Source organism: Methylobacterium sp. GC_Met_3 (assembly GCF_026540775.1).
GTDB lineage: Bacteria > Pseudomonadota > Alphaproteobacteria > Rhizobiales > Beijerinckiaceae > Methylobacterium.
Genome location: NZ_JALNUL010000009.1, coordinates 75,111 through 87,343, shown reverse-complemented (window position 1 = coordinate 87,343; position 12,233 = coordinate 75,111). Strand labels below are relative to the sequence as shown.

The following is a 12,233-nucleotide window of genomic DNA, read 5'->3' as shown; positions in this document are numbered from 1 at the left end:
CTCGGTGTGGTGCCGTTTCATCTAGGCGGTGATGGCAACCTGCCGTAGGATGCGCGGCGAGGGGGGCGTAGCCTTGAGGCGGCGCCGGATGCTGGACGATGCGTTTACCTACGGGGGCTGGGCCTGCAGCCTGGTCGCCGTCGGCGTGTGGCTGTGGCTCGCCCGGCGGGCCTTCCCGAGCTTCGACGCCTTCGTGAAGGGTTTTGACGACGAATTGCAGCTGGGCGCGAGCTGCGAGGAGCGCGCGCTGGCATCAGGTCCGCCAGGCGGCCGTGGCGCTGACCGCCGTAGCGGCCCTGTGCCTGTCGATCGGCTTCGCGATTCCGGATTGATCATCGGGCGAGGCCCGAGCGTCGGGGCGCTGCCCCGACACCCCGCCAAAGGGCTTGCCCTTTGGGATCCCCGGATCACCCTGCTTCCGTGTAGACCTGCGCGGCGATCGCCCCTGCGGTGGTGAGCCAGATCCGGTCCCGGTGGGCCGCGATATGGGCGAGCGCCGCCCGCAAGGGCCGCAGCCGGTGGGGCTGCCCGACGATGTAGGGATGGAGCGCGATCCCCATCACCAGGGGTGCCGACGCAGACTGGTCCAGCATCTCGTCGAAGGCATCGACGATCGCGTCGGCGAACTGGCGGCCCGTCTCCTTGCGGGCGACGATCGCCGGGATGTCGTTCAGCTCCTGGGGGTAGGGGACGGCGAGGATCCGCCCGCCGCCGCGTGTCGCCATCCAGGTCGGCTGGTCATCGTGGCACCAGTCGAGCAGGTAGCGGTAGCCGGCCTCGGCCAGCAGGTCGGGCGTGACTTGGGATTGCGAGATCCATGGGCCCAGCCAGCCCGCGGGTGCCCGCCCCTCCTCCCGGGTGAGGATCGCGGTGGCCTCCGCGATCAGGGCGCGCTCCTCCGCCTCCGGGAGCGTCCCCTGCCGCTCGGCATTGGTGCGGCCGTGGCCGACGATCTCGTCGCCGCGCGCCCGGAAGGCCTCGATCAGGCCGGGGCAATCCCGATAGAGCCGGCTGTTCACCAGCACGCTCGCCGGCAGGGCCAGGGCATCCAGGGTGTCGCGCAGCCGCCATGCCCCGACCCGGTTGCCCCAATCCCGCCAGGCGTAGTTCAGCACGTCCGGCTGCGGGCCGCCCGGGGCCAGCTCGGCGCCGAGCCCCGTGCCAAAATCGAAGGTCTCGAGGTTGAGCCCGACATAGACCGCGAGCCGCCGCCCGCCGGGCCAGTCGTAGACCGGCCGATCGGGAAGGGCGCTGTAGGCGTAGCGGCCGTGCCGGGCATCATCCATCGCGGGGTCCAGGGTTCCAGGGAATCCCCGCGAGATAGGGCGGCGCACCGGCCAACGTCATGGGATTCCAAAGGACGAGTCCTTTGGCGGGTGCAGGGCAGAGCCCTGCTGTACGGATCCCGGACCCCCGAGAGGGGGTCCGGGATCCGTATATGTCGGGGTTTCACCCCGACGCCCCACCAAAGGGCACGCCCTTTGGGATCCCCGATTTCAGGCCCGGCAGGCCGCGATCAGGCGGCGCACGAAGCCCGCGCAGGCGTCGAGCTCGGCCCGGGTCACGTACTCGTCGGCCCGGTGGGCGCGGGCGATGGAGCCGGGGCCGATCACCACGGCGGGCACGCCGCCGAGCCGATCGAACAGCCCGCCCTCCGTGCCGTACGAGACCTTGGCGTGGCCGTTCCGGCCGGCGAGCCGCTTGGCCAGGGTCACGACCGGCGCCTCCGGGTCGGTGTCGAGGCCCGGATAGTCGATCAGCGGCTCGATCGCGACGCCGCAGGCCGGATCGACCGCCCGCATCAGCGGCACCAGCGTGTCGGTGGCGTACGCGATGGCCGAGGCCGCCAGCGCCCCGGCATCGTCGGCCCCGATCGCCCGGTACTCGAAGCTGACGCTGCAGCTGTCGGGCACGATGTTGAGCGCCGCGCCGCCCTGCACCACGCTCGACAGGCCGGTGGTGTGGGGCACGTCGTAGAGCGGATCGCGCGCCCCGTCCCGGGCGAGCGCCTCCGCGGACAGCCGGACATGCTCGATGAACCGGGCGGCGTATTCCACCGCGTTGACGCCCTGGGGCGCCAGGGCCGAATGGCTGGCCCGGCCCCGGAAGGTGAGGCGGGCGGCGGCCTTGCCCTTGTGGCCGACCACGACCTCCATGCCGGTGGGTTCGCCCACGAAGCAGCCGAGCGGCTTTGGGCCGCGCTCCAGCATCCGGGCGATCAGCGGCCGCACCCCGAGGCAGCCGACCTCCTCGTCGTACGAGATCGCCAGGTGGAGCGGGGTGGCCAGATCCGCCGCCGCCATCTCGGGCAGGAGCGCGAGGCAGACCGCCAAAAACCCCTTCATGTCGGAGGTGCCCCGCCCGTAGAGCCGGCCCCCCTCCTCCCGCAGGACGAACGGGTCCGACGACCAGGGCTGGCCCACCACCGGCACCACGTCGCTGTGGCCCGACAGCACGTAGCCGGGGCGGGTCTCGAACGGGCCGAGGCTCACCAGCAGCGCCGCCTTCCGGCCGGTCTCGTCCGGCACCCGCTCGACCGCGGCGCCGTGGCGGCGGCAATAGGCCTCCGCCCAGTCGATCAGCGGCAGGTTCGAGCGGTCGCTCACCGTGTCGAAGCCGACAAGGGTCGCCAGCAACGCCACCGGATCGGGCGCGTCGGCGGGCGGCGGGGCGGCGTACGGATCGGATTCTGGCATGAAGCGCGCGACTCGTTCCGGGGAAGACCCCTGTGTACGGGGTTTTCGGGCCGCCGGGGATCCCGGAACCGAAGACGCCTCCGCGGCGTAGCTGCCGCAGGCCCCTCCCCCGCCGAGCCCGATCCATGCGCTTCAAGCCGCGCGCGATTGCCGCGTCCCTGCCCCTGTTCGCCCTGCTGCCGGCGCTGCTGGCCGCCCCGGCCGAGGCCCGCCCGCACCGGCACCCTCCGGGCCACGCGACCGACACCGGCCGCACGCTCGCCCGGATGGCCGCCCGCGACCGGCTTCGGGACTGGCGCGCGTGGCAGGAGCCCCGGCCGCTCGCCCGGATCTTCGCCCCGGCCACGCGGGAGCGGGTCGCGGCCCCGCCCTTCACGGGCTGGGGCTACGGCGGAACGATCCCCGGAGCGCTCCCCGGTTTCTGAACCCACCTCGACCCGGATCCCGGACCCTGCCATGGTGCGTGAGCCGGGGCCGCCAGAGACAACCCACAATGGTTCAAGCGACCGGGGATCACGCGTTTCGCCTGGAGGATCCGACCCCAGCGGATCCGCGCCGCCGCTGGGCTTCCCTCGATCCCGACGCGCGCGATGCCTGCTACGACAACACCCGCGCGGTGGCCGACAGCGCGCGGCAGGTCGCCGCCCGGGACGCCGCCTCGGCCGCCTACCGGGCCGCACATCCGGGCGGCCTCGACCGGCCCTACGGCCCGGGGGCCCGCAACGCGATCGATCTCTATCCGGCCCGGGATGCCGGTGCGCCCTGCCTGGTCTTCCTCCACGGGGGCTACTGGCAGCGGGGCGCCCGGGAGCTGTTCGCCTGCTTCGCGCAAGGCCCGAACGCCGCCGGCTGGTCGGTGGCGATGGTCGGCTACACCCTCGCCCCGGAGGCGAGCCTCACCCGGATCGCGGCCGAGATCGGCACGGCCCTCGACTGGCTGGCCGCGCAGGGTCCGGGGCACGGGATCCGCGGCGCCCTGGTCCTGGCGGGCTGGTCGGCGGGCGGGCTGCTCACCGCGCTGCATCTCGGCCATCCGGCCGTGGCGGCGGGGCTCGCCATCTCGGGCGTCTACGATCTCGCGCCGATCCGCCAGACCAGTCTCAACGACAAGCTCCATCTCACCGACGCGGAGATCGAGGCGCTCTCGCCGCTGCGCCTTCCGGTGGTGGAAAAACCCCTGTGCCTCGCCTACGGCACGCACGAGCTGCCGGCGCTGATTCACGACGCCCGCAACCTGCACGCCCTGCGGGCGGCGGCCCACGCCCCCGGCCCCCTGCTGCCGGTGCCCGGGGCCGAGCATTTCTCGGTGCTCGACGCCCTGCGCCGGCCGGACGGGATCCTGGTCCGGGCGGCCCACGCCCTGCTTGGTGGCTGACGAAGTGTTCGGGATGAAGATCCTGGTTTCAAACGGTCCGTGACCTTTTGCGACTGCAGGGCAGGGCCCTGCAGTCGCGCTTCGCTCGTTCGTCGGGCGAAGCCCGCGCGGGCGGCGCCGCCCCGACACCCCGCCAAGGGCCTGCCCTTTGGAATCCGCGGATCGCCCTTCGCGGGCCCGGTTACGCGGCGAAGGCTGCCGCCCTGGGGCAAGCGAATCGCGTTCAGACCGTAATCCCGCCGCCGGAGTCAGACGATGCGTCGGCGTGCGCCCACGCACACAGTCAATCCCGCGCCGGGGATTAAATTTTCTCGTGTTCTACTGTGTCGGGACGCACATCGATCTCGTCTGATCATGGCTATGTTCGTGACATCGGCGAAGACACAGTGTTCTTCGCAGAACGAGAACAGACGAGGAGACACGACGATGCACGCACGCCCCCTCTCGATCCTCCGTCCGACCCTCGGCCTCGCCGTCCTGGCCGCCGCCGCACCCCTGCTGATGCCCCTGGCCGCCGAGGCCGGTGAGGGCGGCGGCGGGAGCCGCCAGGTCGCCGGTGGTGGCCATATGAGCTCCTACATCAGCGATCCCCACCACGACCCGCGCTCGCTCCACGCGCAGCGCATGGGCACCGGCCAGATCCTCGGCGCGCCGATGCTTCACGAGCGGGCCGGGGCCGCGCTGGTCCGCCGCCCGGTCGAGTCCCACTGGGCATCCGGGACCGCCCAAAACCGCCGGCCGCTGCGCTGACGATCAGGCGCCGCCATCAACCCGCCGCCGGGCTCCGGCCCGGCCGGCCCTCCCCGCTTCCGTCACCGCTTCCGCCCCGTGTCAGGGATCCGTTCATGAACAGCCTCATCCAGGGCATTGCCGCCTTCCAGGGCCACGTCTTCCCCGGCCAGCGCGCGATGTACCAGCAGCTCGTGCGTGACGGTCAGCACCCGAGCGCGCTGATCATTGCTTGCGCGGATTCCCGGGTCTCGCCGGAGCACATCACCCAGGCGGGGCCGGGCGAGCTGTTCGTCTGCCGCAACGCCGGCAACATCGTGCCCCCGGCCTCCGACGTGATCGGCGGCGTCTCCTCGGCGATCGAGTACGCCGTGGTGGCGCTCAAGGTGCGCGACATCGTCATCTGCGGCCATTCCGATTGCGGCGCGATGCACGGGCTGATGCACCGGGACGCGCTGGCGCGGATGCCCGCCGTGGCGGCCTGGCTGCGCCACGCCGAAGCCGCCGAGCGGATCGTCTGCGAGGCCTATCCGGAGGACATGGACGAGACGGCCCGCCACCACGCCCTCGCGCTGGAGAACGTGGTGGTGCAGCTCGCCAACCTGCGCACGCATCCGAGCGTCGCGGCCGCCCTCGCCAAGGGGACGCTGCGCCTGCACGGCTGGTTCTTCGAGATCGAGACCGGCGCCCTGCTGGCGTATGACGGCGCGGAGGGACACTTCCGGCCGATCGCGGAGGCCGACATGCCGGTGGCCCAGGCTTCTGCCGCCGGCGGGCGTCGGCGGGCGGCCTGAGGGACCCGCGCGGGACAAGCAGCCCCGACCTTCGGCCCGTCCGGCAACGGTGGTTCGCCTCGGCTACGCCCCCTCCCCCGCAGAGGCTTGGAGATTCGCGGATCGTCGTCGGATAGGGCGATCGATGGCCGCGCATCCCCCCTCGCCCCGCGTGCGGGAAGCGGAGGCGCAGCCGCAGCGGCGGTGAGGGGGCGGATCCGGACGAAGCTCATCCGTTCGAGCCCCCTCACCCTCGGCTGCCGCCTTGCCGCGCTCCCCAACGAGGCGGAGACGCGGCCCTCTCCGCGCACGCGGGGCGAGGGAATCCCCGCCCCCCGCGCTGCCGTGCAAATGGCGTGACCCTCGCCCCGTCCGACGACGGGGCGAGGGGCGGTCAGGTCGTATCAGGCCGCCATGGGCGCGTAGCGCTTGTGGCCCTTCACGTCGTAGCGGTCGAGCATCATGACCTTGTCCCAGACCCGGACGAAGTCCCTGACGAACCGCGCCTCCCCGTCGCGACCCGCATAGGCGTCGGCGATATTGCGCAGCTGCGCGTTCGACCCGAACACGAGGTCGCTGCGCGTGGCCGCATACTTCGGCTGCCCCGTCGCCCGGTCCTTGAGCGTGAAGGTCATGGCCTCCGCGTCGGCCTTCTCCCAGACGAGGTCGGTGTCGGTCACCGCCCGGAAGAAGTCCGTGCTCAGCACACCGACCCGGTCGGTGAAGACGCCGTGCTGCCCGCCATCGTGGTTGGCATTCAGCGCCCGCAGGCCGGCGGTCAGGACCGCCCATTCCGGGGCCGTCAGGGTCATCAGGTTGGCCTTGTCGAGGAACAGCTCCTCCGGCGAGACATTGCGGGCCACCTGGCCGAACCCGTCGGCGACGTAATTGCGAAAGCCGTCCGCCACGGGCTTGAGCCACTCGAACATCTCGATGTCGGTGAGCTCCTGCGTGGTGTCGACCCGGCCCGGGGTGAACGGCACCGGGATTGCGGCGCCGGCCTCCGAAGCGGCCTTCTCCACGGCGACGCAGCCGCCCAGCACGATCAGGTCGGCGAGCGAGACCCGCTTGCCGTCGCTCCGGCGATCGTTGAACGCCTCCATCACGCCGCGCAGGGCCTCGACCACCGGGGCGGCCCTGCGGTTGACCGCCCAGTCCTTCTGGGGCGCCAGCGCCAGCCGCCCGCCATTGGCACCGCCGCGCTTGTCGCTGTCGCGGTAGGTCGCGGCCGCCGAGAAGGCCGTGAAGGCGAGGTCCGAGACCGACAGGCCCTTGTCGAGGATCGCCTGCTTGAGCGCGGCGATCTCGGGCTCGCCGACCGGCGCGTAGGCGGCGTCGGGCAGCGGGTCCTGCCACAGCAGCCCGTCCTCGATCGTCACCTCCGGGCCGAGATAGCGGTGCTTGGGGCCCATGTCGCGGTGGGTGAGCTTGTACCACGCCTTGGAGAAGGCCTGCGTGAAGGCGTCGAAATCGCCCAGGAACTTCTCGCAGACCTTGCGGTACTCCGGATCGACCTTGAGGGCGATGTCGGAGGTCATCATCATCAGCGGATGCATCTGGCCTTCGACATGCGCGTCGGGGGTCTTTGGCGCATCCGGGTCCTTCGGGGTCCATTGCAGGGCGCCGGCCGGGCTCTTGGTCTGCTCCCAGTCGAACCTGAAGAGATTCTCCAGGTAGGCGTTGTCCCACTGGGTCGGATCGGGGGTCCAGCTGCCCTCGATGCCGTTGGTCATCGTGTCCTTGCCGGAGCCCGCGCCCTTCGGGTTGTGCCAGCCCAGGCCCATCGCCTCCATGGGCGCCATCTCGGGGGGCGGCCCGATCTCCTTGGCGGGGGTCATGCCGTGGCTCTTGCCGAAGGCGTGGCCGCCCGCGATCAGCGCCACGGTCTCCTCGTTGTTCATCGCCATGCGGGTGAAGGTGACGCGGATGTCGTTGGCCGAGCCCTGCGGGTCGCCATTCGCGTAGGGGCCCTCCGGGTTCACGTAGATCAGCGACTGGTGGGAGGCGGCGAGCGGGTTCTCCAGGTCGTAATCCGCGTCGCCGTTCTGACCGCGCCAGCGCTTGTCGCGGTTCACCATGTCGTCGAAGCTCGACACGCTGCCCATGTCGACCACCTCGGGACCCCAGTAGGTGGCGTTGTCGGCCTCCCAGGCGTCGAGCCGGCCGCCGGCGAAGCCGTAGGTCGGCAGGCCCATGATCTCCAGGGCGCAATTGCCGGTGAGCACCATCAGGTCGGCCCACGACAGGGCGTTGCCGTATTTGTGCTTGATCGGCTGCAGGAGGCGGCGCGACTTGTCGGTGTTGCCGTTGTCCCACCAGCTGGAGATCGGCGCGAAGCGCTGCATGCCGGTGCCGGCGCCGCCGCGCCCGTCCGCGATCCGGTAGGTGCCGGCCGAGTGCCAGGCCATGCGGATCATCTGCGGGCCGTAATTGCCGTAATCGGACGGCCACCACGCGACCGACGAGGTCAGGAACTGCTTGATGTCGTCCTTGAGCGCGTCGAGGTCGATCTTGGCGAACTCGGCGGCATAGTCGAAATCCGGGCCGAGGGGATCGGCGGCGAGCCCGTTCTGGTGCAGCAGCTCGACCCGCAGGCGATGGGGATACCAGTTCTCCAGGGCGGGCCGGTCGCCGAAGGCCCCGCCGATCCGATCACCGCCGAACGGACACTTGCCCTGCATCTCGAACGTCGTGGTGTCGGTCTTGTCGAGTCTCATGTCGTCCATCGGGAATCCCCCCTGTGTCGCGGAACCGACGCGGCCGGCCTCGCCCCGTCGTCCGCAGACCCCGACGGCCCGGCGCGCGGGCGGCGCCACGGCCATCGGTCACTGTGCGCTTTCAGACCGAGAGCGAAATCAGGCCGCAGCCCCCAAAATCAAGGGCTCGCGGCTTGGCTGTTGGACGCAGCGGCGTCGGCCGCCCTCACGTTCCGGCGACCGAGCCGGTGCGCAGCGGCATTTTGCCTGAGGTCTACAGGGATCGCGGCCTCAGCCGGGCGAGGAGATCCTGCCCCGGGAACCGGGCCGGCGGCATCGGCCCAGCGGGCGGCGGCGCGTCCCCCGGGATCGGACCTTCGGCAAAGCGCGCCCCGGCCGACCAGAAGCCGTCGCGGCGGGCTCCGACCATCCCGAGGCCGATCGGCTCGCGTGCGACCTCGGGGCGCAGCCGTCCCGAAGCCCAGACCTGCTGCCAGCACCCGCGCCGCGACAGGTCGGCGTCCCGCCAGCCGAGCCGGGCGTAGCCGGCCGCCGCGAAGACGCGCGTCCCGGTAAAATCCTCCGGGATCCACACCCAGCTCGAGAACACGTGGATCGCGTCCCGGTCGAACCCGGCCGGATCGACCGTCCGGGTGAAGGCGGTGAACCCCGGCTCCCGGTGCCGCCCGACATGCCGGCGCAGCCGGCCCGACAGTGCCAGCGCCTCCGGAAAGGCGTCAGCCTCCAGGCGGGTCGGGCCTGAGCCGTGAACCACCGCATAGGCCCCGTCCACGAGGTGCATCCAGGGCTCCAGATCGACCTCCCAGGCCTGCTCCGCCGGCGCGAAGCGGCGCACCCGCCCCTCGATCAGGTGATCGGCGATGCGCCGGACGGGCTCCGGCCTCCAGGCCGGCCCGGCCTCGGTGACGCGCAGCAGTGTCGCGGGCCCGTGCGCCCGGACCGCCTCGGCGAGCCGCGCGAAGCCGGAATCCGGCGCGTCGCGGCCGGCCTTGCGCACCAGGATCTTCGAGCCCTCGGCGAGCTCGTCGAGGAACTTGCGCTTGAGATGGGCGAGCCGGCCGTATTCGCGCTCCAGCAGCGCCTCCGGGGCGATCGAGCCCTCCGGGTGTCCGGTATTGGCCCAGATGTTGTACGCGAGGCTGTGGCAATAGTAGGTGCCGCCCGCGCTCACCGACAGGCGCAGGTCGCCCGGGACGCCGAAATCCGAGAACCCGCAGTGCAGGCCGCGGATCAAATCCTCCAGCGGCGTGTAGGAGAAGCGCAGCAGGCCGGACGGCTCGACCCCGCCGTAGCGCTGTACGAACCCGAACTCGCAATTGTCGCCCAGGCTTCGGAAGGCGTGCAGCCGCCGCGCGAGGGTCTTGGACGCCCCCTCCCTGATCCCGGTCTCCGCCCCTGTCGTGTCTCGCCGCGCCATCACGCCAGATCGCGGCGGCGCGGGGCGTTTGTCCAGCCCTGCGGTCCCATCCCGGAAGCCGGGCGCTGCCTTTCGTGACGATCCGCGCGCCGGAGCCGAGAGCCCGGCGGGCGCGTATGGCTCAGTGCCAGCCCCGCGTGAGGGCCACGACCGCGCCGACGCTCACCAGCGCCTGAAACCCGATCGAGCCGATCGTCCACTTGATGATCTCGGCCTTGGTGGCCTCGATCCTGGCCTCCAGGCGCAGCTCCGCCTCGCGCAGGTCGGCCTTCGTGGAGAGCCGCAGCGCTTCATTGTCGGTCTTCGTTGAAAGCCGCAACGCCTCGATATCCGTCCGGACCATAGCGATATCGGTCTTGGTCGCCAGATCGCTCTGGATCGCCTCCGCGACGGCATCGGCCAGGCCCTCTGCCTGCTCCGACGACATCTTCGCCTTCTCGCGGAGCGTGCGGACGAAGCGGAGCGTATCGAAGGCGACGGCGGTCATGCGTCGATACCCGGCCCGTGACCGGGCCTCAGCTCCATCACCTGCGGCTCGGGGGCGGTCATCGTGGTCGGCCAGCGCGGAGGTTCGGATGCGATGACCGGGAGCATATCGAAGCGCGCATCGCGTGCAAGTGCATCATCCTGAACGATGAGGTCCGGATTTCGCAAAAAGAGGATGCGGACGCAAAGCCTCACTGCAAAATTTCAGTGCCTTGCCACAACTCCGATGCTTTGGGCGATGTTGACCGTGATCGGATCCGGGCGATGGATTCTCAGGAGCGATCGTGATTCCGGTCGGCGATGATCGTCCGATGCCGCGATCGTACTCTGCCCCGATCTTGCGGCCCGGGCGCCGCGCGCGGCTCAGGGCGTCAGCGGCACCTCCAGCCGGAAGCAGGCGCCCCGCGGCGTCGTCGGTGTCGTGAGCTGGCCGCCGAGCTGGCGGGTGAGGCTGCCGACGACCCGCATGCCGAGGCTCTTCGAGGCGCGCCCGACCTCGAAGCCCGGCGGCAGCCCGACCCCGTCATCGGCCACCTCGACCACGAGCATGTCGGGCCGGGGTTCCGCCCGGACCCGGATCTCGCCGCCCTCCGGGTGCGTCCCGAGGGGGTAGGCGTATTTGAGCGCGTTGGTGACGAGTTCGTTGACCAGCAGCCCGATCGGGATCGCCCGATCGGCCGAGATCCGGAACGGCACGGCCGCGCAGGCGAGCCTCTGGTCCGGACGCCCGCCCGCGAGGTTGGCCACCAGGGTTTCGAGGAACGGCGCGAGGTCGAGCTCGCCCGGAACCCCCTCCTCGTTCCCGTCTCCGCCCCCGTCGCCTTGCCGCCAGAGCTGGTCGTGGACCCCCGCGATCGCCTCGACCCGGCTGCGCGCATCCGTCAGGGCCGCGTGCACGGCGGGCTCGGCCTCGGCGGCGCGGGCCTGGAGGGCGAGCAGGCTCGCCACGATCGCGAGGCTGTTCTTGACCCGGTGGCTCATCTCGCGGGCGAGCAGGTCCTGGCGGGCCAGGGCCGCCCGCAGCAGGCTCTCGGTGCGCTGGCGCTCGATCGCGCCGCCGAGCAGGTTGGCGAAGCCCTGCATGAAGGCGATGTCGGCCTCCGCGAACATGCCCTCGCGGGTATCGTCCACCTCCAGCACCCCGAAGGCGCCCTCCCGGTTCTCGATCAGCACGTTGATCGCCCGGCGGACGCCGTGCTCGGCCATGAGCTGGGGCGTGCGGAACCGGGTCTCGGCGGCGAGGTGGTTCGAGATCACCGGCCGCCCGGTCTTCAGGGCGAAACCCGCCGGCGAGGCGAAGTCGGCGCCGACCCGCGCCTTGCCGATCACGTCGGGTCCCCAGCCGACGCCCGCCCGCACCAGCAGCGTGTCGGCGCCGGGCCGGTATTCCAGGGCCTTGCAGAACTCGGCCCCCATGCCCTGCGCGCACAGCTCCGTGGCCCGCTGCAGCAGGTGATCGACATCGGTGCCGCGCAGGGCCTCGACGCCGAACTCCGACAGGATCGCCTGCTGGCGCAGGCGATAGTCGAGATCGGGGCGCGAGGCGTCCTGCGGCGCGTTCGGGCTGGGTTCCACTTCGGTCAGGTCGGTCTTTATGGTCATGAAGACAGCAGAGTACGCGGACTTGCGCGGACAGGCCAACGCTTCGTCCGCGCAAGTCCGTGGCCGGATGCAGGTTTCCGCCGCACCCGTCGTCGCACCCCCGCCGATCACCGGAGCCGCCGGCACCGTGCGGCGTTCGTCCGTCAACCCCGACGCGAGGAGCGCACAGCATGGCCGACGACGTGAACGGACTCTCCGACAAGGCGCTCTCGATCTTCGCCTTCGCGGCCTATCACCGCCTCGTCAGCGGCGAGCGGGTCACCTCGGTGATCCGCAAGGACGGCGCCGGACACGAGGCCGACCCGCAGGGCGTGAAGGAGCTGGAGGCGCGCGGCCTCGTCACCGCCGGCGAGACCGATATCGCCCTGGGCGAGGCGGCGCAGCAGGCGGTCGAGACGATGGTCGCGGCCCTGCGCCAGGCGGTCGGGCGCTGAGGCG

General features: G+C 71.5%; 11 protein-coding genes. 5 read left to right on the top strand and 6 right to left on the bottom strand.

The features are described from left to right. Nucleotides 1–407: 407 nt before the first annotated feature. A complete protein-coding gene (locus OXS27_RS13990) occupies nucleotides 408–1,286 on the bottom strand; it encodes a polysaccharide deacetylase family protein (RefSeq protein WP_243927487.1) in 879 nt (292 codons plus the stop codon). A gap of 210 nt (nucleotides 1,287–1,496) precedes the next feature. Next, nucleotides 1,497–2,696 (bottom strand): acetylornithine deacetylase, encoded by a 1,200-nt coding sequence (argE, locus tag OXS27_RS13985; protein ID WP_267356755.1) that lies wholly within the window; start codon nucleotides 2,694–2,696, stop codon nucleotides 1,497–1,499. Nucleotides 2,697–2,821: 125 nt separating this feature from the next. Here argE and OXS27_RS13980 point away from each other — a divergent pair, with 125 nt between their 5' ends. From OXS27_RS13980 to OXS27_RS13965, 4 genes are all read left to right on the top strand, one after another. After that, entirely contained in the window at nucleotides 2,822–3,121 is a 300-nt protein-coding gene (locus OXS27_RS13980) for a hypothetical protein (protein WP_243927490.1), read from the top strand. A 68-nt stretch (nucleotides 3,122–3,189) separates the two neighbouring features. Continuing rightward, complete coding sequence (locus OXS27_RS13975) at nucleotides 3,190–4,071, top strand: alpha/beta hydrolase (RefSeq protein ID WP_267356752.1); 882 nt, start codon at nucleotides 3,190–3,192, stop codon at nucleotides 4,069–4,071. Between the two features lie 426 nt (nucleotides 4,072–4,497). Then, nucleotides 4,498–4,821, top strand: a complete 324-nt coding sequence (locus tag OXS27_RS13970) for a hypothetical protein (RefSeq protein WP_267356750.1) — start codon at nucleotides 4,498–4,500, stop codon at nucleotides 4,819–4,821. A 95-nt stretch (nucleotides 4,822–4,916) separates the two neighbouring features. After that, complete coding sequence (locus OXS27_RS13965) at nucleotides 4,917–5,594, top strand: carbonic anhydrase (protein ID WP_243927551.1); 678 nt, start codon at nucleotides 4,917–4,919, stop codon at nucleotides 5,592–5,594. 383 nt (nucleotides 5,595–5,977) lie between these two features. Here OXS27_RS13965 and katG read toward each other — a convergent pair whose 3' ends face one another. From katG to OXS27_RS13945, 4 genes are all read right to left on the bottom strand, one after another. Further along, nucleotides 5,978–8,299, bottom strand: coding sequence for a catalase/peroxidase HPI (katG, locus tag OXS27_RS13960; RefSeq protein WP_243927494.1), 2,322 nt, complete (start codon nucleotides 8,297–8,299; stop codon nucleotides 5,978–5,980). 244 nt (nucleotides 8,300–8,543) lie between these two features. Beyond that, on the bottom strand, nucleotides 8,544–9,707 hold the full coding sequence (locus tag OXS27_RS13955; RefSeq protein ID WP_267356746.1) for a hypothetical protein: 1,164 nt from the start codon (nucleotides 9,705–9,707) through the stop codon (nucleotides 8,544–8,546). Between the two features lie 121 nt (nucleotides 9,708–9,828). After that, the gene (locus tag OXS27_RS13950; protein WP_267356744.1) at nucleotides 9,829–10,194 is read right to left on the bottom strand and encodes a DUF1640 domain-containing protein; all 366 of its coding nucleotides are present in this window, start codon (nucleotides 10,192–10,194) and stop codon (nucleotides 9,829–9,831) included. A 362-nt stretch (nucleotides 10,195–10,556) separates the two neighbouring features. Next, nucleotides 10,557–11,795: a histidine kinase dimerization/phosphoacceptor domain -containing protein gene (locus OXS27_RS13945; RefSeq protein ID WP_267356743.1), complete on the bottom strand. Its 1,239-nt coding sequence runs from the start codon at nucleotides 11,793–11,795 to the stop codon at nucleotides 10,557–10,559. Between the two features lie 170 nt (nucleotides 11,796–11,965). On the opposite strand from OXS27_RS13945, the gene OXS27_RS13940 reads away from it, so the two are divergent. After that, the gene (locus OXS27_RS13940) at nucleotides 11,966–12,229 is read left to right on the top strand and encodes a hypothetical protein (protein ID WP_243927503.1); all 264 of its coding nucleotides are present in this window, start codon (nucleotides 11,966–11,968) and stop codon (nucleotides 12,227–12,229) included. Nucleotides 12,230–12,233: the final 4 nt, after the last annotated feature.